The sequence below is a fragment of the Phyllobacterium ifriqiyense genome, from assembly GCF_030817885.1.
Lineage (GTDB): Bacteria > Pseudomonadota > Alphaproteobacteria > Rhizobiales > Rhizobiaceae > Phyllobacterium > Phyllobacterium ifriqiyense.
Genome location: NZ_JAUSZT010000003.1, coordinates 689,899 through 712,930, shown reverse-complemented (window position 1 = coordinate 712,930; position 23,032 = coordinate 689,899). Strand labels below are relative to the sequence as shown.

The 23,032-nt window shown below is 53.7% G+C and carries 24 protein-coding genes, 1 other RNA gene and 1 pseudogene; 10 read left to right on the top strand and 16 right to left on the bottom strand.

The window, feature by feature from the left end; all coding sequences use genetic code 11:
- Window positions 1-19 precede the first annotated feature (19 nt).
- The 3 genes from QFZ34_RS11010 to QFZ34_RS11000 all read right to left on the bottom strand — a co-directional run bounded on the left by QFZ34_RS11010 (window position 20) and on the right by QFZ34_RS11000 (window position 2,419).
- Window positions 20-628: a CDP-alcohol phosphatidyltransferase family protein gene (locus QFZ34_RS11010; protein ID WP_115054186.1), complete on the bottom strand. Its 609-nt coding sequence runs from the start codon at window positions 626-628 to the stop codon at window positions 20-22.
- Between the two features lie 294 nt (window positions 629-922).
- Window positions 923-1,213 (bottom strand): hypothetical protein, encoded by a 291-nt coding sequence (locus QFZ34_RS11005; protein WP_162802579.1) that lies wholly within the window; start codon window positions 1,211-1,213, stop codon window positions 923-925.
- Window positions 1,214-1,408: 195 nt separating this feature from the next.
- The gene (locus QFZ34_RS11000) at window positions 1,409-2,419 is read right to left on the bottom strand and encodes a DNA topoisomerase IB (protein ID WP_307280735.1); all 1,011 of its coding nucleotides are present in this window, start codon (window positions 2,417-2,419) and stop codon (window positions 1,409-1,411) included.
- Window positions 2,420-2,549: 130 nt separating this feature from the next.
- Here QFZ34_RS11000 and ku (QFZ34_RS10995) point away from each other — a divergent pair, with 130 nt between their 5' ends.
- Window positions 2,550-3,350 (top strand): non-homologous end joining protein Ku, encoded by an 801-nt coding sequence (gene ku / locus QFZ34_RS10995; RefSeq protein ID WP_307280732.1) that lies wholly within the window; start codon window positions 2,550-2,552, stop codon window positions 3,348-3,350.
- Here the strand turns inward: ku (QFZ34_RS10995) and ligD are convergent.
- From ligD to QFZ34_RS10965, 6 genes are all read right to left on the bottom strand, one after another.
- The gene (gene ligD / locus QFZ34_RS10990; protein ID WP_307280729.1) at window positions 3,347-5,908 is read right to left on the bottom strand and encodes a DNA ligase D; all 2,562 of its coding nucleotides are present in this window, start codon (window positions 5,906-5,908) and stop codon (window positions 3,347-3,349) included. The two genes, ku (QFZ34_RS10995) and ligD, sit on opposite strands and share 4 nt — an antisense overlap.
- Before the next feature lie 3 nt (window positions 5,909-5,911).
- Window positions 5,912-6,763 (bottom strand): non-homologous end joining protein Ku, encoded by an 852-nt coding sequence (gene ku / locus QFZ34_RS10985; RefSeq protein WP_307280726.1) that lies wholly within the window; start codon window positions 6,761-6,763, stop codon window positions 5,912-5,914.
- A 60-nt stretch (window positions 6,764-6,823) separates the two neighbouring features.
- A complete protein-coding gene (locus QFZ34_RS10980) occupies window positions 6,824-8,128 on the bottom strand; it encodes a CynX/NimT family MFS transporter (RefSeq protein WP_307280723.1) in 1,305 nt (434 codons plus the stop codon).
- Window positions 8,125-8,802, bottom strand: a complete 678-nt coding sequence (locus QFZ34_RS10975; protein WP_307280719.1) for a FadR/GntR family transcriptional regulator — start codon at window positions 8,800-8,802, stop codon at window positions 8,125-8,127. The genes QFZ34_RS10980 and QFZ34_RS10975 overlap by 4 nt, the downstream gene beginning before the upstream one ends.
- A 105-nt stretch (window positions 8,803-8,907) precedes the next feature.
- Window positions 8,908-9,354 carry a GNAT family N-acetyltransferase gene (locus QFZ34_RS10970; protein ID WP_370878739.1) on the bottom strand — a complete coding sequence of 149 codons (447 nt, stop codon included), beginning with the start codon at window positions 9,352-9,354 and terminating at the stop codon, window positions 8,908-8,910.
- Between the two features lie 12 nt (window positions 9,355-9,366).
- Window positions 9,367-9,966 (bottom strand): DUF1993 domain-containing protein, encoded by a 600-nt coding sequence (locus QFZ34_RS10965; protein WP_115054194.1) that lies wholly within the window; start codon window positions 9,964-9,966, stop codon window positions 9,367-9,369.
- 142 nt (window positions 9,967-10,108) lie between these two features.
- Between QFZ34_RS10965 and ssrS the strand changes: the two genes are divergently transcribed.
- From ssrS to QFZ34_RS10930, 7 genes are all read left to right on the top strand, one after another.
- Window positions 10,109-10,265: non-coding RNA, 6S RNA (gene ssrS, locus QFZ34_RS10960), on the top strand.
- A gap of 46 nt (window positions 10,266-10,311) precedes the next feature.
- Window positions 10,312-10,917, top strand: coding sequence for a 5-formyltetrahydrofolate cyclo-ligase (locus QFZ34_RS10955; RefSeq protein ID WP_307280711.1), 606 nt, complete (start codon window positions 10,312-10,314; stop codon window positions 10,915-10,917).
- Between the two features lie 19 nt (window positions 10,918-10,936).
- Window positions 10,937-11,761 (top strand): TIGR00282 family metallophosphoesterase, encoded by an 825-nt coding sequence (locus tag QFZ34_RS10950; protein WP_115054195.1) that lies wholly within the window; start codon window positions 10,937-10,939, stop codon window positions 11,759-11,761.
- Between the two features lie 85 nt (window positions 11,762-11,846).
- Window positions 11,847-12,587 (top strand): TerC family protein, encoded by a 741-nt coding sequence (locus QFZ34_RS10945; RefSeq protein ID WP_115054196.1) that lies wholly within the window; start codon window positions 11,847-11,849, stop codon window positions 12,585-12,587.
- A gap of 32 nt (window positions 12,588-12,619) precedes the next feature.
- Window positions 12,620-13,195, top strand: coding sequence for a biotin transporter BioY (locus QFZ34_RS10940; protein WP_115054197.1), 576 nt, complete (start codon window positions 12,620-12,622; stop codon window positions 13,193-13,195).
- Window positions 13,192-13,620 (top strand): DUF1284 domain-containing protein, encoded by a 429-nt coding sequence (locus tag QFZ34_RS10935; protein WP_307280705.1) that lies wholly within the window; start codon window positions 13,192-13,194, stop codon window positions 13,618-13,620. The genes QFZ34_RS10940 and QFZ34_RS10935 overlap by 4 nt, the downstream gene beginning before the upstream one ends.
- Before the next feature lie 83 nt (window positions 13,621-13,703).
- A complete protein-coding gene (locus tag QFZ34_RS10930; protein ID WP_115054198.1) occupies window positions 13,704-14,453 on the top strand; it encodes a YebC/PmpR family DNA-binding transcriptional regulator in 750 nt (249 codons plus the stop codon).
- Between the two features lie 66 nt (window positions 14,454-14,519).
- Here QFZ34_RS10930 and QFZ34_RS10925 read toward each other — a convergent pair whose 3' ends face one another.
- The 3 genes from QFZ34_RS10925 to rpmE all read right to left on the bottom strand — a co-directional run bounded on the left by QFZ34_RS10925 (window position 14,520) and on the right by rpmE (window position 16,956).
- Window positions 14,520-15,941, bottom strand: coding sequence for an APC family permease (locus QFZ34_RS10925; RefSeq protein ID WP_115054199.1), 1,422 nt, complete (start codon window positions 15,939-15,941; stop codon window positions 14,520-14,522).
- 40 nt (window positions 15,942-15,981) lie between these two features.
- Window positions 15,982-16,650 carry a hypothetical protein gene (locus tag QFZ34_RS10920; protein WP_307280699.1) on the bottom strand — a complete coding sequence of 223 codons (669 nt, stop codon included), beginning with the start codon at window positions 16,648-16,650 and terminating at the stop codon, window positions 15,982-15,984.
- An 84-nt stretch (window positions 16,651-16,734) separates the two neighbouring features.
- The gene (rpmE, locus tag QFZ34_RS10915) at window positions 16,735-16,956 is read right to left on the bottom strand and encodes a 50S ribosomal protein L31 (protein ID WP_115054201.1); all 222 of its coding nucleotides are present in this window, start codon (window positions 16,954-16,956) and stop codon (window positions 16,735-16,737) included.
- Window positions 16,957-17,170: 214 nt separating this feature from the next.
- Here rpmE and QFZ34_RS10910 point away from each other — a divergent pair, with 214 nt between their 5' ends.
- Entirely contained in the window at window positions 17,171-18,985 is a 1,815-nt protein-coding gene (locus QFZ34_RS10910; RefSeq protein WP_307280694.1) for an ABC transporter transmembrane domain-containing protein, read from the top strand.
- Between the two features lie 14 nt (window positions 18,986-18,999).
- On the top strand, window positions 19,000-19,353 hold the full coding sequence (locus QFZ34_RS10905; RefSeq protein ID WP_307280691.1) for a DUF1304 domain-containing protein: 354 nt from the start codon (window positions 19,000-19,002) through the stop codon (window positions 19,351-19,353).
- On the opposite strand, the gene QFZ34_RS10900 is transcribed toward QFZ34_RS10905, so the two are convergent.
- The 4 genes and pseudogenes from QFZ34_RS10900 to efp all read right to left on the bottom strand — a co-directional run bounded on the left by QFZ34_RS10900 (window position 19,350) and on the right by efp (window position 22,991).
- Entirely contained in the window at window positions 19,350-20,381 is a 1,032-nt protein-coding gene (locus QFZ34_RS10900; protein WP_115054204.1) for a peptidoglycan -binding protein, read from the bottom strand. The genes QFZ34_RS10905 and QFZ34_RS10900 overlap by 4 nt on opposite strands.
- A gap of 55 nt (window positions 20,382-20,436) precedes the next feature.
- A pseudogene (locus tag QFZ34_RS10895) lies at window positions 20,437-21,411 on the bottom strand (MotA/TolQ/ExbB proton channel family protein); the annotation flags it as partial.
- A gap of 152 nt (window positions 21,412-21,563) precedes the next feature.
- The gene (locus tag QFZ34_RS10890) at window positions 21,564-22,355 is read right to left on the bottom strand and encodes an inositol monophosphatase family protein (RefSeq protein WP_115054205.1); all 792 of its coding nucleotides are present in this window, start codon (window positions 22,353-22,355) and stop codon (window positions 21,564-21,566) included.
- A 72-nt stretch (window positions 22,356-22,427) separates the two neighbouring features.
- A complete protein-coding gene (gene efp / locus QFZ34_RS10885) occupies window positions 22,428-22,991 on the bottom strand; it encodes an elongation factor P (RefSeq protein ID WP_115054206.1) in 564 nt (187 codons plus the stop codon).
- Window positions 22,992-23,032: the final 41 nt, after the last annotated feature.

Below are 23,032 nucleotides of genomic sequence, written 5' to 3'. Positions count from 1 at the left end.
TGCTCCGGCAGAGGTGATTTCAGGAATTGGCGCGGCGAAGACCGGCGCGGATACGATTTATCATGGTAAAGACGGATAGAAGCGCCATAGCCGGGAATACCCAGCCAAACCACGAAGGTAGATCAAGACCGCTGCCGATCAAGGCGGCGATAATGCCCAGCGCCAGAGCGCGGTCGCTTTTTCCGAATGGGCCGTCATAGGCGCGGCCACCGCCTGTCATCACCCCCAGCACACCTGCATATTCTGCTATGATTGCGGTAATGGCGAACGCCACAACCTCGACAGGTTCGAAGGGCCATACCAACGTAAACGGCAGTATAAGAGCTACATCCGAAACAATGTCGCCGATCTCATTCAGATAGGCACCAAGCTTGGATGCCTGACCAAACTCCCGCGCCATCATTCCATCAATCGCATTAAGGGCCATGCGAACGAAAAGTACCAAGGGCAACAGCCAGAACAACAATGTGTTATCGGGGAAAAGCGCGATCACAACACCTGTGGCCACGGAGATGAGCGTAGCGGCGACAGTGACCTGATTTGCAGTGGCGCCGATTGCCACAAGACGTCCAACCAAGGGGCGGAGCAAATTCTGAAAAGCCGGTTTTATCGAGTAAAGTGTCGGCATGTAATCACCCCCAATGATTGTATTGAATTTAGCCGTTCAATTGCATGTAGCAGAGAATTTGTTCCAAACCAGTTTTCCGGCTGAAGATATTGGGGGAAGACGGACTAATCTTTGGCGAAAAGGCACTTGAGGCGGTGAAAATGCGAGGGAGAGAGTGAAATAGCCGACCGAGGGCCTCAACGGATGTCGGGGTCCGGGTGAATTGTCTGATATGGTCGTTTCAACGTCAGGCAAATATGATTGAATCTTGCTGGCAAGATTCAATCATCGCATGTTCCGCCTGCAGCAGTCTTTTTAATGACGATTCTCGCTTATCACCGATGATGATTTGAAGGCGAAGGGCTTTTGAAAATAGCCCGTTACGGCCAGATGACCGAGTTCACGATTGGCGGCCATTGCCGCCAATTCGTCGACATCTCGAACACCACTGTCAAAGAGCGCCATAACGGTTCTCGCCAATTCGTTGCAGCGGGAATGGGTTTTCGGGCAGCGGTCCAACATTTGCGAAGCCTTGTCGTGTGCTCGCTGCATGACCTCCCAGTCACTGGTTGCAAATATGCGCCTGTCTCTATCTAATAGTGCCATCATACGCCTCCATTGTTGGGCGCGAGCACATATCAAGCGTACGTGGGACACGTCCCTGATGCTCGGCAATCCTGCCAAGCTAAGCGTATTTTCTCACGTCCCGCAAACTGCATTTAATTTGCTTTATCTGTGCGCTACTTACCGCAATGCAAAATTTCCGGCCGAACAGAAAATTTAGCATGGCCTGTTTTTTGGTTAAGTGCCAGCTTTCTCAAGGAGACGCATAAGGCCGGTTTCGGGTCCTGTCAGGCCCTTGCGATGGGGCGCGCGCAGCAAGGAACGATCCAGTTCGCCGGCAAAGAAACTCTCCGTGACCAGGGGATGGACGTAGCTTGAGCGGGTAACCGCCGGGGTATTGCGCAAGAAGTTGCTTACATCGCGCATGGCTGCCGCGACCGCACGTTTTTTCTGCGTATCGGTTTCAGCTTCCACTTCCGCAAGAAATGCCAGTGCGCGTGCCGATCCGTGGAATGTCCGAAAATCCTTGGTGCTAACTTTTGAGCCGGAAACTTCGCGTAAATAATCGTTGAGCTCTTGAGCATGAAGGCTGCGCCATCGTTTATTGTCCTTGTATTGAAACAATCGCCCACGTCGTTTCAGCGCCTTCAAGCGCTTGACGGCAGAGCGATCCGCGATGGAAATCTTGTTCGTTTTCTTTGATTTGCCGGCGAAAATAAAGTTGGCGATATTGCCGTTGATCTTCAAGTCACTGCTTTTGAGCGTGGCAATGCCGCGTCCCCCATCCTTGGCATATTTTTCATGCCCGGCCCGAAAAGCCTTCTTGTCGATGAGCTTTACGGCCAGGGCTGCAAGAGATTTACCTGATGTGGGGGCACGCTGGATGTCACGCGCAATCCGTTTGCGGATTCGCGGCAGTGCTTTGCCGAATGCCAGCAGGCGATGGGTCTTCGTGCTATTGCGGACAGCTTCCCAATTTGGATGATAGATGTATTGACGCCGCCCAAGAACATCGTAGCCGATGGCCTGAATATGTCCGCAATCGTCGTCGCAGCATAAAACGTTGGTCCAGGCCGGTGGGATAGCAAGGGCGAGAATACGTTCAATATGCTTCTTTGCGGCAGGGCGGCCATCCACGCGAATGTAGCGGGCGCCGTTTTTTGTGGTTTCGCGTTTGAGTGTAAAAGTTTCCGGGTCGACCAGCTTCAATCCCAATTTTTTCGCGTAGTAAGCGTGGTCGAACTGCATATTATCTCCCCTTGTCGCCGGAGTGTAACGCTGATCCGGTCCTGCTGTTCCGCCAGCTGGAAAAAACCATTGCCGGAACAAAATGCAGGATGAATCCGTTGCGTGAAACGTATGGGAAAGGTTTGCGCTCATGGCACCGCGTTCATTCTGGAAAGGTTACCTGAAGCTCTCGCTGGTGACATGTCCCGTCGCCATGGCTCCGGCTACGACCGACAATGAAAAGGTCAAGTTTCGTACTTTGAACCGCAAGACGGGCAACCGCGTCGTCAGCCAATATGTGGATGGCGTTACCGGCAAGGCCGTCGACGAGGATGACGAGGTCAAGGGGTATGAGCGCGGCGAAGATGAATATGTCATGCTCGAAGAGGACGAAATTGACGCCGTTGGTCTGGAGAGCACCCGAACCATTGATATTGAAATGTTTGTCCCGCGCGATAGCATCGATTGGATATGGTATGACAAGCCTCATTATCTGACGCCGGATGATCCCGTCGGCGAGGAGGCTTTTTCAGTGATCCGGGATGCCATGGAAGCAACGGGGCGCGTTGGCATTTCAAGGCTTGTCATGTATCGGCGCGAGCGGGCAGTCATGCTGGAACCACGCGGCAAAGGCATCATTTTATGGACGTTGCGATATGGCGACGAGGTTCGCAGTCGCGATGAATATTTTGGCGATACCAAGAATGGCAAGTCCGAGAGCAAGATGATGGCGCTGGTCAAAACCCTCATCGATGAGCGTACCAAGCCTTGGGACCCAAAAATGGTCGATGATCCGGTTCAAGATCGATTGCTTGAGGTCATCGCAGCCAAGAAAAAGGGTAAGAAGCGTCCGCCAAAACCCAAGGTCGAGGCCGAGAAGCCGAGCAATGTCATCAATATTATGGATGCGCTGCGCAAGAGCATTGCCAGCGAGGGCAAGAAAAAGAGCTAAGCCTGCTTCTTGCCTCGCGGGGTCTTGGTCTTCTCGATTGGTGTTGCGGCGGCGCGAAAGTCAGCCCAAGGATCGCGTTTGATCGATGCCATTCGGGTCGGCGCGTTCAACACTGTGAAATAGGCAGGGCCGATCCCGGGGGTAAGCTCATCCCATGCGAGCGGCATGGACACGGCCGCGCCGGGCCTTGCGCGTGTGGAATACGGTGCTACCGCAGTCATGCCTCGTTGGTTGCGCAGATAATCAATGAGTATTTTGCCTTTACGCTTCGACTTGGTGATGGTCGAAACATATTTATCAGGACTGTCGGCTGCCATACTGTCTGCAATAGCTTTGGTGAAAGCCTTTACATCGGGCCAATTTGCTTTGGGCTTGATTGGCGAGACGACATGCAAGCCCTTTCCGCCAGATGTCTTGACGAAGGCGGCCAGTCCAGCCTGCTGTAACCGGTCGCGGGTTTCATAAGCTCCGGCAATGACTGTTTCCCAATCCACACCTTCGCCCGGATCAAGATCCATAATGATCATATCCGGGTGCTCCCAATCCGCCACGGTCGAGCCCCACGGGTGGATTTCAAGAACTGCGGATTGGACCAGACCGATCAAACCATCGAGATCATTAATGCTGATCAGGGGCTCGTCATCCTTGTCCTTTGGATCCTTGACCAGCGTGATATTGGGGTTCAGCCCTTTCCACGCATGTTTCTGGAAGAAAGCCTGTCCATTTATACCCTCAGGACTGCGCAGCAATGCCAAGGGCCTTTTGGTGATGAATGGCTCGATATATTTCCATATATCGGTGTAATAATCGGCGAGACCTTCCTTGGTCACGCCTTCCTCTGGCCAGTAAATGCGATCCGGATGGGTGAGTCTCACGGTGCGCCTCTTAGGTTGAGATTGTGAAGTAACTGCGGATTTCGGTATTTCCCGCACCACATCGGTTGGCACTTTATCTTCCCGCAAACCGCGAAAAGCAGCATGACGCAGGTTACCGTCGCCGGTCCAGGCACGGAACTCCACCTCGGCAACAAGCTGTGGTTTGGTGTATCGGACCTTTCTTGACGCATCAGCACTCAAGCGCTCGGCAAAGGGACTTTCCGGGGAGCGAATGCGCTCAAGCCGTTTGAACAGGTCTTCTGCCACGGCGGCGCTATAGCCTGTGCCAACGCGGCCCACATGCTCGAGCTTCTTGCCATTATAGACGCCCATGACCAATGAACCGATGGCTCTGCGGGAAGTTGTTGAAGGGACGTAACCAGCAATGACAAACTCCTGCCGCGACGAACATTTTGCCTTCATCCAGCTTTTGCCGCGCCCGGAACGATAAGGGCCGTCTCGCAATTTTGAGACAATGCCTTCGAGGCTAAGACGGCAAGCATGACTGAGAACGGTAGCGCCATTTTCATTGAAGTGGCCGCTGTAGCGAATGGGGTCCGTTGAATTGGCTGCGAGCTGTTCCAGCATTGCCTTGCGCTCAATGAGCGGAAGTGCGCGCAGATCATAACCATCGAGATAGAGCAGATCGAACACGTAGAATATAAAACGGTCGGTGCGACCTTCGCTCAAATCGTTTTGCAATGAGGAAAAGTCTGATGCGCCAGCAGCGGTTTCGACCACCAGTTCGCCGTCAATCATCGCTGTACCTATCGGCAAATCCTGAAATGCGCCGACAACCTCTTTGCCAAACTTCTTTGTCCAATCGAGGCCGGTGCGCGTGAGCAGTTTAACGCGTCCGGCTTCAATGCGCGCTTGGAGGCGATAGCCGTCATATTTTATCTCATGAATCCAGCGGTCTCCCTCCGGCGGTTTTGCGGTTAGCGTTGCAAGAGTGGGTTCGACGAATTCGGGAAGCGGAGCCTTTTTGGCACCTTTAACATCTGAAGGGTCTGGCACATCGGGTTGGACAAGCTCTGTTTTTGCGGGTTTTGCAGTTTTGGATTTTGTTGGTTTCTTCTTTTCAATTTTGCCCGTCTTGGATGACCAGCCGGGTTCTTCCCCCGCCACAGCGGCAAGGTCACGACCGGTCTTCACAGAATTGGGCTGTTCTTTCAAAATATCGGGGTCTTTGGAAGTACGGGCCACATCGTCGTCACCCTTGATCAGCAGCCAGTTTTCCCGTTTTTCGCGCGGCCTTCCATGCATACGTACAAGATGCCAGCGCCCACCCAGCTTTTCGCCATGCAACTCGAATTCCAAATGGCCTTTGGCATAACCGCGTTCGGGATCATGGATGGGCTCCCATGTGCCGCGATCCCACACGATGACAGTACCGCCCCCATATTCGCCTTTTGGGATTGTGCCTTCGAAATCGCCATATTCGAGCGGATGGTCCTCGACATGAACCGCCAGCCGCTTTTCCGTTGGTACAAGGCTTGGGCCCCGTGTCACTGCCCAACTTTTCAAAACGCCATCCATTTCCAGACGTAAGTCATAATGCAGCCGCGTGGCGTCATGTTTCTGTATGACAAAGCTGTTTCCGGCTTTGCGAGCTTTGCGTCCTTTAGGCTCCGATGTTGTGTTGAAGTCGCGTTTCTTGCGGTATGTTTCAAGCGCAACCATGGATCAGCTTGCCTTCCGTCGTGCCGGTTCTGCTTTGGTTTTGGCTTTGGTTTTGCTGGCAGTGGCTTGCTTTTTGCCGCCCAGCGCTTTGGCGCTCTCGCGCAGCGCTTCCATGAGGTCCACCACCTTGTCGGACTTGACCGGTTTTCTGGCTTCGATCTTCTTGCCCTCAAGTTTTGCCTTCACCAGTTCGGCCAAGGCTGCCTCGTAGCGGTCTTCATATTTTGACGGGTCGAATGAGCCTTTTTTGGTCTCGATAATATGCTTTGCGAGATCGAGCATCTCGCCCTTGATCTTCATTTCCGGAATATCGCTGAAAGCATCCTTGGCGGAACGGACTTCGTAGTCAAAATTCAAGGTTGTTGCGATCAGGCCCTGATCTTCAGCCCGAATGAGGAGTGTTCGAGCGCGTCGGAAAATCACTGTCTGGGCAAGAGCGACAACTTTCTTGGCTTTCATTCCTTCCCGGATCAAAGCGAAAGCCTCTTCCCCGTTTTTATCGCTTGGCGCGAGATAGTATGGTTTGTCAAAATAGACGTCGTCGAGATCGTCAACTCCGACAAATGCCTCAATCGAAAGGGTCTTGTCGCTTTCCGGTACGGCGTCCGCTACTTCTTCGGGTTCAAGCACAATATAATCATTGTCGCCAACCTCGTAGCCTTTTACCTGATCTTCCCGTTCAACAGGCTTACCGCTGTCACTATCAACGAATTGGCGATGGACGCGATTGCCGGTCGTGCGGTTAAGGGTATGAAAGGCGATGCGGTCAGATGTCGAAGCCGCGGTATAGAGCGCGACAGGGCAAGTCAGTTCGCCAACTTTCAAATAGCCCTTCCAATTTGCTCTCGGTGCCAAAGCTCAACTCCTTACACGCCATTTGGAAGAATGCGGGTAAGGAGTTTTTGTTCCAAGCGCCTACTTATTGGATGGCTTGCCAGAAAGCTCGACAGTGCGCGCGCCGACAAGGAGTGCACGACCGGCACCCCAACCGAAAAAGGCAGCACCCAGAGCCAGCAAAACAAATAGTACCGATGTGGCGCTATAACTGTCTGTCAATTTGTGGATGAGGCCAACAAGCAATGGTCCTATCGCAGCAAGTGTATAGCCAACACATTGCGCCATGCCTGACAAATGAGAAGCAATGTGAGAATCCGGAGAGCGCAGAACGATGATCGTCATAGCCAGTGCGATCAAACCACCTTGGCCTATGCCTTGGATGACTGCCCAGAGCCATACGCCTGACAATGGTGCAAACAGCATTCCCAGTAGCCCAATCAGAGCAAATGCGACGAGAGTGACGCTGACAAGCCGTTGATCCTTGCACCGGACGGCGACGGAGGGAACGCCAAGGCACGTGACCACTTGGGCCATGATTGAAACTGAAACCACCACACCTGCCGTAACGCCGTCCATTCCCCGATCACGCAGGATCGGCGACAGCCAGCCAAAGATGCAATAGGCAAGAGATGATTGCAGGCCCATGAAGAGGGTAACCTGCCAGGCGAGGCGGTCGCGCCAAAGACCTTCAACGCGAAATCCCGCATGCTTGGTTCGAACTTTACGGAAAAATGCATGCGGGAACCAGATGAGCGCAACCACCAAAGCCGGTACCGCCCAAGCACCCAGTGCTAAAGACCAGGACCCGCTAAATACATGCTGCAATGGTGCTGTGACGCCTGCGGCACTTGCCGCGCCTGCACAAAGTGCCATTGTGTAGAGGCCGGTCATCATGCCGGTGCGGCTGGCAAAGTCACGCTTCACCAATCCCGGAAGCAGGACATTGCCGACGGCTATGCATGCACCGGCGAGCGCAGTTCCAATGAAAAGCAAGGGCAGGGAGGAGAAGCCACGCAAGGCCGTGCCCAAGGCCAGCAAAAGGAGAACGCCAAGCAATGTGCGCTCCGCGCCAATCCGTTGTGCCAATCTCGGCGCTATGGGTGCAAACGCACCAAGGCAAACAACGGGAAGCGTTGTCAGAACGCCAGCGCCGAATGACGATAATCCGGTTTGCGCAATGATTTCCGGCAGGAGTGCGGAGGCGCTGGAAAATAGAGGTCGCAGGTTGAATGCGATCAGGACGAGACTCATGCCGGTTATGATCTCAATCGTCCTGCTTGCAAAAACCGGTGCGCGCGGTGTTGGCGTGGAATCGATTTCGGCGTCGATCAATTGCTCGATCGTTGCGGGCTGAGCGTCATTGGAAGGCATATGTTGGTTCATGATGTGAGAAGCCGATCAAGTTCAGCAAGGATAGGTGCCATGAAGGCGCGTGTGGTGGCTTCGGCCTTTTCGGGATTTCCCGATTCAATGGCGTCGATGATCGCGGCATGAGCCGCCATATCAGGTTCGGGCAACTCGCCCGTGACGGTTGCCTTGATGATTTCCCCTATGGACAGCGAAAAGAAATCATAGACTTCCATCAAAGCCCGGTTGCCCGATGCGTCCACCACTGCCTTGTGGAACTTCAGATCACGCTCGATGTAACGATCATGAGTAGCAGGATTATACTCGCCTCGATCTGCAAGTATGTCGCGTAGCTTGATGATTGTTTCCGGCGTGAAGCGCGTGGCAGCCAGCCGGGCCGCTTCAACCTCCAAAGCACAGCGGGTTTCGACCTGATCACGCAGGCCCGTGCGGCGGATACGCAAAAGACGGTCTTCCGATCCGGTAATAGACTGGACATAGGTGCCAGAGCCCTGCCGCGTATCGAGGAAGCCCTGCGCAACGAGAACGCGGACAGCTTCACGTACGGTTCCGCGGCTGACGCCCAGCATGTCCGCCAGCGTCGTTTCATTGGGGATGCGCTCGCCCACCTGCCACCGTTTGGCGGTAATTTCAGCCCGTATATTACTGACCGCATTGTCGGCAAGATTTGTTCGCGCGGCAGGCTGCATTCCAAAGTCCTCAAGTCATCTGATGACTTGATTAATATGCTTGGGTATCGCCCGCGTCAAGGTGGGCGATTACTACCGCTAGGAATTCTTAGCTGAGGAGTTCAGTCAGATTGATTTAACGTATTTGATAAAGGGCGTTACTTTCGCGATCCGATCATAAAGCTGGCGAGCGGTGTCGTTGTTCTGATTGGTCAGCCAATAAACCGAATGGGCACCGGCCTTTTTTGCTTCAGCGTGAACGGCTTCGATCAATGCCCGGCCGACGCCTTTGCCGCGTATTTCAGGGTCAGCATAGAGATCCTGCAAATAGCAGACATTTTCAATGCTCCAATTATGCCGGTGAAACAGATAATGAGTAAGGCCGACCGGCTTGCCATAAACCTCAGCGATCAGGCCGCTATATTCATGATCATCACCGGAGTTCAGACGGGCGAAGGTGGTTTGGTAAACGTCCTCCGATACTTTCGTTTCGTAGAAATCGAGATAACCGGTCCATAGACGGCGCCATTCTGCTTCGTCCGATTTTTGCAACGGGCGTATTTGAACGCTCATGATCATGCATCCTTAATGCTGCCAAGTCTGGTGTGGGCCTGCTGGCCCGGTGGAATAGACGGGGGTGCCTTCGAAATCCTGTTTCCCCAGAGGAACTCCGGCAATACGCAAGATCGCGTAGCTGATTGTCAAATGAAAATAAAAGTTCGGCAGCGCGTAATCGCGGAGAAATGGCAGCCCGTGAAAATAGCGGGTATTGCCGCGCCATGTAACCTCAACGGGTGTGGTTTCGCTGCCTTCCAGCTTAGCCGGCGGAATGGCATCCAGATAATCAATTGCGTCGTGAAGATAGGCAATCAGTGATGTAAAGGTCTGATGGGACTCGACGAAATCCTGATGATACCCGCGGTTGAACACCGCAAACTGCCCGGCATCCGGTGAAGGCAAAGCCTGCTCTGCAAGTCGCGCCACGCAACCGCGTGCGCCGTCGGCCAAGATTTGTATTTGAACTTTCAACGGAAACATATCGGAGGCCAGCTTCGCCTCGATCATTTGCCGTGTGTCACCGCCGCTTGAAATGGCGTGAGCCTCGGCCTTCTTGAGAATCGCTATGCAATTATCCAGCAATCGCTGAAAAACCGGAACGGATGCCTGGTACATTGTGATCGTCATATATCGAGTCTCCCCCTCAACGCGCACAAACTATCGCGACAGGCGGCTATCAACAACATGGTTACAGACAATGTTGTGTCAGGAACAGAAAATCGTGTTCGATCTACTGGCGCTATTGCTACAGGCGTCCTATATTCGGATCGGCGCTCTGCGCCTCACGACAGGAGAGACATATTCCCCGGGGCCTTAATGATCCCTTAGGGAGCTGTCCCTGGAGAGGCCCGTGGGCTTCTTCACACGGCACCCACCTACTTTGTAGGTTCCCGGGATCGACTTCTCCATCGGTTGTGTGGACGCCACTGTTTCATCCCGAGCCGGTTTCCGGCGCCTCATGAAATTATCGCTTTGCAAACCCAATCCCCGATCAAAGAACTGAAGAAAGCGCTGCGTCTCGAAGCTTTGGCGCGCCGCGATGCCTTGTCCGCAGATTATAGGAGCAACGCATCATTACAGCTTGCCACCCACGGCCTGTCGGGCATCTCGCTGCAACCGGGCGAAATTGTATCGGGTTTCTGGCCGATACGTTCGGAAGTTGATCTGCGTCCGCTGTTGTTTGCTTTGCGCGATAAGGGTGCCCGGCTTTGCCTTCCAGTCATTATCGACAAGCAGACGATCATATTTCGGGAGCTGACCCAAGACGCGCCGATGATTGAAACAGGATTTGGAACGTCGGGACCGCCGGACGATGCACCTGTCGTCGACCCTTCCTTTATGCTGGTGCCTTTGGCTGCTTTTGACGAGCGCGGGCATCGTATCGGCTATGGTGCGGGCTATTATGACAGGGCAATAGCAAGATTACTGGCACTCGGCGCCAATCCCACCTTGCTTGGAGTCGCATTTGACTGCCAGAAAGTCGAAATTGTGCCTGACGAGCCGCATGATGTGCCGCTCGAAGCAATCTTGACGGAAAGCGGGTTGCGCAGCTTTGGCAGTATCGATAAAGCCAATTAACGAAATTCAGGATGTATGCGTGAGATTACTTTTTCTTGGTGACATGGTGGGCCGGTCCGGGCGGACAGCAGTTTACGAACAACTGCCCGGTTTGATTTCCGATCTGAAACTCGACTTTACCATCGTCAATGGTGAGAACGCCGCGGGCGGCTTCGGTATCACCGAAGAAATATTCCACGATACGATCAATGCCGGCGCAGATGTCGTCACCACCGGAAATCATGTGTGGGATCAACGCGAAGCCCTGATATTCGCCGATAGGGAGCAACGCTTTCTGCGCCCCGCCAATTTTCCGCTTGGCACAGCAGGCAAGGGCTCGGGTGTATTCTTAGCCAAGAATGGCGCGCGTGTTCTTGTCTCCAACATTATGGGTCGCGTTTTCATGCATCCCGATCTGCATGACCCGTTTACGATAGCCGAGGAAATTCTCAAAGCCTGCCCTCTGGGTGAACAGGCCGATGCCGTGATCTTCGACTTTCATGCGGAAGCCACCAGCGAGAAGCAATGTTTCGGCCATTTCGTTGATGGTCGCGCCAGCTTTGTTGTGGGTACGCATACTCATGTGCCGACTGCTGATGCACAGATATTGAATGGCGGCACGGCCTATATGTCTGATGCGGGCATGTGCGGCGACTACGACTCGTCACTGGGCATGGACAAGGAAGAGCCGCTGAACCGGTTTCTTTCCAAGGTGCCAAAGGGGCGATTTGAAGCGGCGAGCGGCAAGGCTACAATATGTGGTGTCGGTGTTGAAATTTCTGATAGGACGGGACTTGCCGAAAAGATCGCTCCATTGCGTATCGGTCCGCGACTTGAAGAAACAATTCCCGCATTCTGGAAATAAGTTGACGTTTGGTTCCGTACACTCCCAGTGGAGTGAATTGATATTTGCATCCCATCCGGTCATTTAACAAGGGACATACGACCCCATGGAAACCTTCCTTTCTTATTTCGATTTCATTTATCAACCAGCAGGCCTTATCGCGCTTGTAACGCTGGTCGTCATGGAGATCGTGCTCGGGATCGATAATCTGATCTTTATCTCGATCCTCACCAACAAATTGCCGAAAGAACAGCAGGCCCGCGCCCGCCGTCTTGGTATTGGCGCCGCGCTGGTTCTGCGCATTGCGCTGCTGTTTACCATATCGATTATCGTACAGTTGACAGAACCGGTCTTCGAAGCTTTCGGCCATGGGTTCTCGTGGCGAGATCTCATCCTGATCGCCGGTGGTCTCTTCCTTGTGTGGAAAGCTACGAAGGAAATCCATCATACGGTCGATCATGAAGACGCCAAGGATGACATTATCGGTAGAAAAGTCACCTTGACCATGGGCGCCGCCATTGGTCAGATTCTTTTGCTCGATCTGGTTTTCTCTGTCGACTCAATCATCACGGCTGTGGGTATGACCGACGAGATCGTGATTATGGTTATCGCGGTTCTTGCTGCTGTTACTGTCATGCTTTTTGCAGCAGAGCCCTTGTCGAAGTTTATCGCCAATAATCCAACCATTGTCATGCTGGCCTTGGGCTTCCTGCTCATGATCGGTATGACACTGATTGCGGATGGTTTCGGCTTCCATGTACCGAAGGGCTATATCTATGCCGCGATGGGCTTCTCTGCTCTTGTCGAGGCGCTCAATATGTTTGCGCGCCGCCGCAAGAAGCATTGAACTGTATTCAACCTCACTGGGGAAAAGTGAAAATGACACAGACTAATCCTGCTCAAGCCTTCGTGCCTTTGAAGCTTGCCAATCGTTCGCTCGGCTTTCAAGCTTTGGCGGTTGTTATAGGTACGATGTTTCTGGCCGTAAGTTCATGGATATCCGTACCCATGATTCCCGTGCCGATAACGATGCAAACCTTTGCGGTCACCATGGTTGGCGCACTGTATGGTTGGCGTTTGGGCGGAATTACCGTGGTCGCATGGCTTCTGCAATCCTTCATCGGACTGCCGGTTCTCGCCGAAGGGATGCCCGGCCAACTGGCCTTCGCCGGGCCCACGGCAGGTTACTTGTTTGCATTCCCAGTTGTTGCCGCGATGGTTGGTTATCTGGCTGAACGCGGGTTTACACGCAACCCGTTCAGTTCGGCAGTGGTCATGCTTATGGGCAATGCGCTCTGCCTTGCTGTCGGCGGATTGTGGCTGGCAGGTCTTTTTGGATTTGATGTCGCCTGGGCTTCGGGCGTTGCGCCATTCATTCTTGGCGGTGTTCTCAAATCTGCATTGGCTGCTGCAATGCTTGAAGCTGTGCGTCGTTCGGGTATCCGCTTGTCTTGACGGTAAAGCTTCGTCCGCACCATCTGCTTTGCATGCTGACCTATGTCGGCAAAGGCTATAGTCAGGCCTTTACCGACAATTACGACAGGGTCATCGAAAGGCTGGCTGGGGGCGAAGAAATAATTATCGGGGAGGGGCCGGACGAGATTTGTCAGCCCCTTCTCGAAACTACTGAGCCACACTGCCACAATGTGAGTGTAACAGAGCGCGATACGCAAGCGCTGCTCGACGTTGGCAAGCTGCTGGGGCGGACATTGCAGGTCGGTGACCGGCTCGAGATAAATCTTTCGACGCTTGAAGGATTGCGCCAAAGCTTTGCTGGCGGAACGACGCGCACGGCCTGTGTAGGCTGCGAATGGTTCGAACTTTGTACGACCGTATCCGCAGACGGCTATGACAGTGTAAAACTGCACATTGTTGAATGAATTTTGGCGGTGCTGGACGGCGCGGCTGTTTTTACTTATAAGGGCCCCCATTCCAAAACCGCAGACAAGCATGCAGGGGTGCCATGGCAGGCCATTCACAATTCAAGAACATCATGCACCGCAAAGGGCGTCAGGACGCCGTGCGGTCGAAAATCTTTTCCAAGCTGGGGCGCGAAATCACTGTCGCTGCCAAGCAGGGTCTGCCTGACCCGCTGATGAACCCACGCCTGCGTCTGGCTGTACAAAACGCCCGCGCGCAATCAATGCCAAAAGATAATATCGAGCGGGCCATCAAGAAGGCATCCGGTGGCGACGCCGAGAATTATGATGAAGTGCGCTATGAGGGTTACGGCCCGGGTGGCGTTGCTGTCATCGTCGAAGCGCTGACAGATAACCGGAATCGCACAGCGTCCAATGTGCGTGCAGCCTTTACGAAGGCGGGCGGTGCGTTGGGTGAAACCGGATCGGTTGGCTTCATGTTCAACCGAGTTGGGGAAATCACCTACAAGGTTGATGTTGGCGACGCCGACAAGGTTATGGAAGCAGCGATCGAAGCTGGCGCTGAAGACGTTACAAGCGATGAAGAAGGCCATGTCATTATCTGCGCCTTTGAAGACATTGGCGACGTATCGAAGGCTCTGGAAGCGGCACTAGGCGAAGCTGAATCCGTCAAGGCCATCTGGAAGCCTGCAACAACGGCTCCGGTCGATGAAGAGAAGGCACAGTCTGTGCTGCGTCTGCTTGCGACTTTGGACGATGATGATGACGTGCAGAATGTTTATGCGAATTTCGAGGTTAGTGACGAGGTTCTCGCCAAGTTAAGCGCCGCCTGATTTGAGGTTCCGTACAAGCTAAAAACCCTGCCGGATGAAAATCCGGCAGGGTTTTTTGCATTTAACTTAGTTCACTGGTCCGTCGCCGCCCAAAGCACTGAGGTCGGACTTTTCCGTAACGCCGGTAGCGCGATTGACGAGTACCGTGACGATCCACAGCACAACCCCAACAGCTATCAAAACTCCGGCGATCTTGTATTGAACCGGATCGCGGCCAGTCCATGGACCTGCGAAGAAAGCGCAGGAGATGGCACCTATAACAGGAAGGAAGGTCGGTGTGCGGAAATGCTCATGCTCGACTTTCTCCCGGCGCAAGATCAGAACGGCTATATTGACGATTGTAAATACGAACAGCAGCAGTAGCGCGGTTGTCCCGCCCAGTGCAGGGACCTCGCCGACAAACAGGATGAGCCCAAAGGCCAGAAGGGTCGTGAAGCCGATGGCAAGATAGGGCGTCCGACGCGTTGGATGCACCTTACCGAATATGGGCGGCAGGACATGTTCGCGGCTCATACCGTAAACCAATCGGCTTGCCATGAGCATATTGATCAAGGCGCTATTGGCTACTGCGAACATTGTTATGAAACCAAAAATCCAAAGCGGGAAATTGGGAGCTCCAGCCTGTACCACTTTGAGCAAAGGTGTTTCGCCTTCGCCAAGATCGGCAGGCGAAACGAGTGTGATGGCTGAAATCGAAACCAACACATAGATGGCGCCGGTAATGAAGAGCCCGGTGAGGAGTACTTTCGGGAAAATCCCGGAAGGGTTTTTGCATTCCTCAGCCATATTGACGGAATCCTCGAAGCCGACCATTGCAAAAAATGCCAGGGTGGTCGCTGCCATGACTGACCAGAAGATGCTGGAATCTGGGGTGCTGGCAAATTGGGTGATGCGGGAAACGTCGCCTTGACCGGCGCTGATGGCCCATAAGCCTATGAAAATAATGATCAGAAGGCCGGTAAGCTCAACTATTGTGAGAACCACATTGGCTTTCACGCTTTCTCCGACACCGCGAAAATTGACGATTGCAACCAGCGCCATGAAACCAAGGCCAACGAGCGAGATACCTATCCCGGACTCAAGATTGAGTTGGAATGCACCGGAGAGATTGGCGGCAAATGCGCGCGAGGCTGTCGACGCCGAGGTGATGCCGGAACACATGACCGTAAAGGCAACGAGGAATGTCACGAAGTGAATTCCGAAGGCTTTATGCGTGTAGAGAGCTGCCCCCGCAGCCCGCGGATATTTTGTTACCAGTTCCAGATAGCTGAATGCCGTGACAACGGCCACAACGAAAGCGATCAAAAATGGAAGCCAGACTACGCCGCCGACCTGTTTTGCGACTTGTCCGGTCAATGCATAAATGCCTGTGCCGAGAATATCGCCAACAATGAAAAGCAGGAGAAGCCAAGGTCCCATCACCCTATGCAAGCTTGGCTCAATCTTCGCGCCAGGCACTGTGCTGGCTCCGGAAGTCACGTCAGTCATTGCATGGTCCCTCCCTATGCACGCAGATGTATGAGAAAAGCTATTGGCGAAACAGCAGCTTGTCAAACGCTGGGGCGACAAGCGGCAATCGCTGCCGCCAACCCTGAACTTGGCGAATCGAAAGGTCTTGGACCTTTGGTAACATTGCCGGCTGCGCCCGCCATTGATGCTTGAGCCAAGGCCACAATATCGGCTCCCGCTTCATATGCAGCATCCGCTGCCTTGGCGATTGCCGCGCAATAGGCGATGTGATCACCGGCCAGAAGAAGGTCCCAGATTTCCGGATCAAGCGCACATCAATCGTTGCATCAGTACTCTCCGCAGCTTGTGTAAAAAGCCGCGTCGTTGGCTCGATCGTTGTATCGAGAGCGCAAAGCGCAACCACCAAGCCGCCATTGCGGACAGAGCGTTTTGCCAGTTCCGCATCGACGCGCAGGACAGGGACGCCGGTTGATCCAAGCTGTTCAACTGAAGGGCCGAGTGTGGAGCAAGTCAGCATAACCACGTCGGCATCCCCGGTCAGGGCTTGCAATGCCGCTGCCGTCTCCTGTGCGATAGATGGCGTCAGCTTGCCTGCCTCACGCGCGGCCTGCAAAAGATCGGCCCGCACTTTGTGCATAAGTGTCCCGGCAGAAAGCCCGATTTTCATGCCAGCCTCTTCGAAGCCCGCAATATTGCTTTCGGCGGTATGCAGCAGAGCAATTTTCACGAATGGTGTCCCCCGAAAAAATCCGCAAACAAAAACGGCCCCGCAGAGCAGGGCCGTTTAAAGATGCCATAAAGGCAAAAAGAATTATATGCCGAGATTGCCGAAGCGTGTCTTGAACTTGGAAACACGGCCGCCGCGATCGGAAAGCTGCGCATTGCCGCCAGTCCATGCTGGATGTGTGGATGGATCGATATCGAGGTTCATCGTATCGCCTTCCTTGCCCCATGTGGAGCGGGTCATGTATTCTGTACCATCGGTCATGACGACTTTGATGTTGTGGTAGTCAGGATGAATGTTGGCTTTCATCGGTAGTGTCCTAAACTGGAGGGCGCAAAACCGGCACCACTTTGATTGTGGCAGTGCTGGTCAGGAGCCGATTGTTAAAGATGAAGCCAAACGCCACAGAAACTGCAGACGGTTGGGGCTTCCAAAACTGTTGGCGAGCCTATACATCAGCCTTCAAGCAATAACAAGGCCATCTGGCTGCAAAGTCGCCAAAGCGATGTGAGGATATTGATTAATGGCAGATTTGGCTCAATCTCGCCTTGATGAGACAGAGAGAAAGCGCCGCTCGCTAAAGCCGCTGAGCCGGATCTTCCCCTATATGTCCCGTTATAAAGGCATGCTGGCAGGAGCTTTGGCTTCCCTGATACTCGCCGCCGTGACGACATTGACGTTGCCGCTTGCAGTCCGGCGCATGATTGATCACGGCTTCACCGGCGCCAATGGTGCATTCATTGACAATTACTTTGGAATGCTGGTGCTCCTCGCCGCTTTGCTGGCGGTCGCTTCGGCCGGGCGCTATTATTTCGTTATCACATTAGGCGAGAGGATTATTTCCGACCTTCGCCGTGATGTATTCGCGCATTTGACCAGGCTTTCTCCAGCGTTCTTCGACGGCACGCAATCGGGCGAGATCGTTTCCCGTCTGACTGCCGATACAACGCAGATCAAGTCAGCGGTAGGTGCAACAGCATCCATAGCCTTGCGCAATCTGATACTCGCCCTTGGCGCTATTTTCATGATGGTGATCACGAGCCCAAAACTTTCCAGTCTGGTCATCGCGGCGATTCCCGTGATCATTATTCCGCTGATAGCCTTTGGCCGTTCCGTGCGCAGGCGCTCGCGCCGGGCACAGGACACACTTGCCGATGCCACAGCCTATGCCAGCGAATCCATTGTATCCGTGCGAACATTGCAGGCTTTCACCAATGAAAAACTGGCGATATCGCGTTTTGGCGCATCGGTGGAGGATGCGTTTCTGGCGGCCCGGGCGTCGGTGAAGGCACGCGCAGTGCTGACGGCATTTGCAATTTTCATGATTTTCTCCAGCGTTGTCGCGGTGCTCTGGTTTGGCTCACGCGATGTGCTGTCCGGTGTCATAACACCCGGTACATTGGGGCAGTTTCTGCTCTATTCCGTTTTTGCCGCAGGTGCGTTGGGCGCACTTTCCGAGGTCTGGGGAGAATTATCGCAGGCAGCCGGTGCCGCGGAACGCTTGACCGAGATTCTCAACGAACAGCCTGCTATTGCAGCGCCAGTCAATCCAGTTGCCTTGCCGCAACCGCCTGTGGGTTCGGTGACTTTTGGTGATGTCCAATTCAACTATCCGGCCCGCCCTGATGCTCCTGCGCTAAGAGGACTCAACTTTACCATCCAGCCCGGTGAGACAGTCGCCATTGTTGGCCCCTCCGGCGCTGGAAAAAGCACGGTCTTCTCACTGTTGCTTCGCTATTATGATCCGCTTTCTGGGCGGATCGAAGTCGATGGCGTTGATATTCGGGATGTTGATCCTGTGGCTTTGCGCGCCCGCATTGCCATTGTCCCGCAGGACACAACTATTTTTGCGGCCACTGTCAGTGAGAATATCGGTTTCGGCCGTCCCGGTGCGAGCGAGGCTGATATTGAAGCTGCCGCCAAAGCGGCCTTGGCACATGATTTCATTTGCGCTTTGGATCATGGTTATAATACGCAAGTCGGAGAGCGCGGCGTAACGCTTTCAGGTGGGCAGCGCCAACGCGTGGCAATTGCCCGCGCGATTTTGCGCAACGCGCCGATATTGCTGCTCGATGAGGCGACCTCCGCACTTGATGCAGCAAGCGAAATGCTCGTGCAGAAGGCGCTTGATCACCTGATGGAAGGACGCACGACGTTGGTGATCGCTCACAGGCTTGCAACCGTGCTGAAAGCAGATCGTATTCTGGTGATGGAAAACGGCCGTATAGTCGAAGAAGGAACGCACCAGTTGCTTGTGAAAAAGAATGGCATTTATGCCAATCTTGCAAAACTGCAGTTTGAAGCCGGGGCGGATGCCTTCAAAGGTGCAGCCGAATAAGCAGGGGATGAGTGATGGTTGCCAATATTCTGATCGCGCTGGTGGCGCTGCTTCATATCTATTTCATGTATTTGGAAATGGTTGCTTGGGACAAGCCGCTGGGTTTAAAAACATTTCGCCTTAAACAGGAGTTTGCTACCGCCTCCAAAGCGTTGGCGATGAATCAGGGGCTTTACAACGGCTTTCTGGTTGCTGGACTTGTTTGGGGGCTGTGGCTCGGCGAAGATGGTTTTGCAATCAAGATATTCTTTCTTGGCTGCGTGGTCGTTGCGGGTCTTTTCGGCGCGGCAACAGTCGGCCGAAAAATACTCTATGTACAGGCTCTCCCAGCCGTTCTGGCGTTGTTGGCTACCCTGTTCGGGATTTAACGCTCAGTCAGTTTCAGTTCGATACGGCGGTTCTTTGCGCGTACTTCAGGTGTCTCTCCCGGCTCAAGCGGTTGGAATTCGCCAAAACCGGCTGCTACAAGCCTGTTTGCAGGTACGCCATTCGCGATCAGAAATTTTACCACTGAAATTGCGCGTGCCGAAGAAAGCTCCCAATTGTCCTTGAACTGGCCTGTGCCGGACAATGCAATATCGTCCGTGTGACCATCCACACGCAGGACCCAATTGATATCGTCGGGAATTTCCTTTTGCAGATCGATCAGCGCCAACGCCAGTTTCTTCATTTCTTCCGAACCGGCGGGGTTCAAGATAGCAGCGCCCGAGGGGAACAGCACTTCGGATTGGAAAACAAAACGATCGCCAACAATGCGAATATTCTCACGATCCGACAAGATTTCGCGTAACCGTCCAAAGAAGTCAGAACGATAGCGATTCAACTCCTGTACACGCTGTGCCAAGGCAACATTGAGCCGTTTGCCGAGATCAGCGATCTTCGCATTAGACTCTTTATCACGCGATTCAGAGGCGTTCAGTGCTTCTTCGAGCGCACCGATTTGTCTGCGAAGGGCCGAAATTTGCTGATTGAGCAATTCCACCTGGGACAGTGCGCGGGCGCTGATCTGTTTTTCATTCTCCAGCCCGGTCGACAGTTCGTTGATCTTGCCTTCTGCCGCGGCACCGGCACCAGCACCTTGCGACAATAATGATTGCAGACGCGATTGCTCGCTTTGCGCATTGGTCAAGGATGCCTGCAGATTTGCGATCGTGTCTTCCAGATCCTGCTTATTGCCTTGCTCAAGCGAAAGCAGCTGCGTCAATTCATTGATCTGAGAATTGAGCCGGTTGAGTACCGCGTCCTTGCCCGTAATTTCCTGACTCAAGAGAAATTGAGCCAGAACAAAGACCGACAGCAGAAACATGATGGAGAGCAGAAGCGTCGACAAAGCGTCAACGAAGCCCGGCCAATAATCCACATGACGGATGGGGCGGCGTTTGCGACCAAGACCCATCGTCAGCTTGCCTTGTTGCGTTCGATAGAATCGCCGAGCTTATCGAGCGCGTCTTGCGGATGGCTTTTTGCTCGTCGGCTTGTTTCTCAACCCAATCGCGCATGATTTGTTGTTCTGCCCGCATGTTTTTGACGAGGCCCTGAATACCTTCGGCAAGGCTGGCCAAGGCAGCCGTCGTTCGCTGACTTGAACCGCCGGTTTCCTGGATGTTTTGCAAGCGCTCGGAAAGGGCGCGCAATTCGTCGGATGTCCCGCTGTTCACCGCATCAATTGCGTGCAGGTCGGAACCGAGATCAGTGACGCTGGAAAGCCAGTTCTCCAGCTCGGTATAGAAACGGTTCTGGGCGCGCCCGGCCTGCAAGTCGAGAAAACCAAGGATCAATGAGCCGGAAAGACCGAAGAGGGATGAGGAAAATGCTGTGCCCATGCCGCGTAGCGGCGACTCAAGACCAGCCTTCAAGGAATCCAGAACACTATTGGCGTCGCCCGCGCGCGGGTCGAGAGACTGAATGGTTGTTCCAATAGAACCGATCGTTTCCAGCAAACCCCAGAATGTACCGAGCAGACCGAGAAAAACCAGAAGCCCAATGAGATAGCGCGAAATATCCCGCGTTTCGTCCAACCGGGCTGCAATGGAGTCAAGCATTGAACTCATGGCGCTTGTTGAAAGAGCCATGGATTGACGCCGGCCGATCAGCGCGCGCATTGGCGCAAGCATGACAGGTCGTGCATCCGGATCAACATTGCCGCGCCGGAATGAATTGACCCACCGCACCTCGGGAAACAGACGGATGACCTGACCGAAGCCTAGAAGGATGCCGACAACGAGCACGCCGATGATGAGACCATTCAAGCCGGGATTGGTGGTGAAAAACCCGGATATTTGGCGAAAGAGGATGGCGCCCAAAAATGCAACGATGACCAGGAAAATCGCCATCGACAAAAGAACGAACCTTGGGCTTGAAAGCCGGTAGGGATCGTAATCATCGTGGTCCAGCCCTTGGCGGGTCGAACTGAAATCAGCCATCATATCGTCTCCGCGGTTCGGTTGGCTGCGCGCTTCAAGCGCGTGCCAAATCGATTTCTGCGAACCCTAACCGAAAATGCGCTGCAATTGAAAGACGCAATAGGGCAACGATGGAACAATAAATTCCATTCGAGTGACGCAGGCGGTGGTTCGGATCAGATGGGCTTCTTGAGGGCTTTTACCAGTGCCTTCTGGACTGCTTCATTGCCAGCCACGATCGCTTTGCTCTCAACCACATCCTGACCGCCATTAAGGTCGGTCACATAGCCGCCAGCTTCCCGGATCATGATGATGCCTGCGCCGATATCCCAAGGGTTCAAGCCGTCCTCCCAGAAGCCGTCAAAACGTCCGGCGGCTACATAGGCGAGGTCAAGTGCAGCAGCGCCCATCCGGCGAACGCCCGAAACTTCACCCATGATGTTGCGCAATTGGAGCAGATAGTTGCCGTGGTCGCCACGGCCAAGATGAGGAACACCTGTGCCGATGATGGAGTCCACAAGTTTTGTGCGTCCCGAAACGCGCAGCCGGCGATCATTGAGGAATGCTCCACCGCCACGTTCTGCGGTATAAAGCTCATCCATGGCTGGATTGAAGATTACGCCGGCAACGATCTGGCCCTGACGTTCAAGCGCGATTGAAACGGCGAACATCGGGATGCCATGCAGGAAATTTGTGGTGCCGTCCAATGGATCAACCAACCAGCGATGCTGTCCGTCAGTGCCTTCGACCGCGCCGGTTTCTTCCATCAGGAAACTATAATCGGGGCGGGCACGCTTCAGCTCGGCATAGATGATTTCTTCGGCTTTCCTATCGGCCTGACTAACATAATCGCCGGGGCCTTTAAGCGATACCTGCAAATTCTGAACTTCGCCAAAATCACGAGCGAGCGACCGGCCTGCCTTCATTGCAGCCTGAACCATCACATTGAGTATCGCTGAACGCGCCATTCGACTTATTTCTCCGTAGTATAGAATGAGTGCGGCAACACGCTTTCAATGTGCTGCCGCTTGTGTCCGGTCTTAGTCAGCCCGACGAACATATGTCAGTTCATTGGTGTCGACGATGATACGTTCACCGGACGAAATGAATGGCGGCACAAGAACGCGAATTCCGTTTTCGAGGACAGCAGGCTTATAAGAGGACGCAGCGGTCTGGCCCTTGACGACAGGATCAGCTTCCGTGATTTCAAGCGTGACATAATCTGGCAGGGAAATACCAATCGGGCGCTCATCATAAAGTTCGACGGTAACCATCATGCCATCCTGAAGGAAAGCGGCGCGGTCGCCAACGAAATCTTTCTGCAGTTCCAGTTGTTCGTAGCTGGCTGTGTCCATGAAGACCAGGGCATCGCCCTGTTCGTAAAGGAAGGAGAAGTCCTTCTGTTCAAGGCGAACTTTTTCAACTGTTTCAGCGGAACGGAAACGCTCGTTCAACTTTGTGCCATTGATCAGGTTCTTCAGCTCTACCTGATTATAGGCGCCGCCTTTGCCGGGTTTGACATGGTTTGTTCTGACCGCGACCCAAAGTCCGCCATCATGTTCAATCACATTGCCAGGACGGATTTCATTACCGTTGATTTTCATTTGTCTATCCGGATTGAAGTTGAGAGTTGGCGCCAACATGA

Excerpts from the sequence above, each read along its gene's own strand:
- ku (WP_307280732.1), top strand. The coding sequence starts at position 2,550 with ATGGCACCGCGTTCATTCTGGAAAGGTTACCTGAAGCTCTCGCTGGTG.
- QFZ34_RS10910 (WP_307280694.1), top strand. The coding sequence starts at position 17,171 with ATGGCAGATTTGGCTCAATCTCGCCTTGATGAGACAGAGAGAAAGCGC.
- QFZ34_RS10900 (WP_115054204.1), bottom strand. The coding sequence starts at position 20,381 with ATGGGTCTTGGTCGCAAACGCCGCCCCATCCGTCATGTGGATTATTGG.
- QFZ34_RS10965 (WP_115054194.1), bottom strand. The coding sequence starts at position 9,966 with ATGACGATCACAATGTACCAGGCATCCGTTCCGGTTTTTCAGCGATTG.
- QFZ34_RS10980 (WP_307280723.1), bottom strand. The coding sequence starts at position 8,128 with ATGAACCAACATATGCCTTCCAATGACGCTCAGCCCGCAACGATCGAG.
- QFZ34_RS10890 (WP_115054205.1), bottom strand. The coding sequence starts at position 22,355 with ATGGCGCGTTCAGCGATACTCAATGTGATGGTTCAGGCTGCAATGAAG.
- QFZ34_RS11010 (WP_115054186.1), bottom strand. The coding sequence starts at position 628 with ATGCCGACACTTTACTCGATAAAACCGGCTTTTCAGAATTTGCTCCGC.
- QFZ34_RS10940 (WP_115054197.1), top strand. The coding sequence starts at position 12,620 with ATGACACAGACTAATCCTGCTCAAGCCTTCGTGCCTTTGAAGCTTGCC.
- QFZ34_RS10975 (WP_307280719.1), bottom strand. The coding sequence starts at position 8,802 with ATGCAGCCTGCCGCGCGAACAAATCTTGCCGACAATGCGGTCAGTAAT.
- QFZ34_RS10925 (WP_115054199.1), bottom strand. The coding sequence starts at position 15,941 with ATGACTGACGTGACTTCCGGAGCCAGCACAGTGCCTGGCGCGAAGATT.
- QFZ34_RS10930 (WP_115054198.1), top strand. The coding sequence starts at position 13,704 with ATGGCAGGCCATTCACAATTCAAGAACATCATGCACCGCAAAGGGCGT.
- QFZ34_RS11000 (WP_307280735.1), bottom strand. The coding sequence starts at position 2,419 with ATGCAGTTCGACCACGCTTACTACGCGAAAAAATTGGGATTGAAGCTG.
- QFZ34_RS10945 (WP_115054196.1), top strand. The coding sequence starts at position 11,847 with ATGGAAACCTTCCTTTCTTATTTCGATTTCATTTATCAACCAGCAGGC.
- rpmE (WP_115054201.1), bottom strand. The coding sequence starts at position 16,956 with ATGAAAGCCAACATTCATCCTGACTACCACAACATCAAAGTCGTCATG.
- QFZ34_RS10905 (WP_307280691.1), top strand. The coding sequence starts at position 19,000 with ATGGTTGCCAATATTCTGATCGCGCTGGTGGCGCTGCTTCATATCTAT.
- QFZ34_RS10970 (WP_370878739.1), bottom strand. The coding sequence starts at position 9,354 with ATGAGCGTTCAAATACGCCCGTTGCAAAAATCGGACGAAGCAGAATGG.
- ligD (WP_307280729.1), bottom strand. The coding sequence starts at position 5,908 with ATGGTTGCGCTTGAAACATACCGCAAGAAACGCGACTTCAACACAACA.
- efp (WP_115054206.1), bottom strand. The coding sequence starts at position 22,991 with ATGAAAATCAACGGTAATGAAATCCGTCCTGGCAATGTGATTGAACAT.
- QFZ34_RS11005 (WP_162802579.1), bottom strand. The coding sequence starts at position 1,213 with ATGGCACTATTAGATAGAGACAGGCGCATATTTGCAACCAGTGACTGG.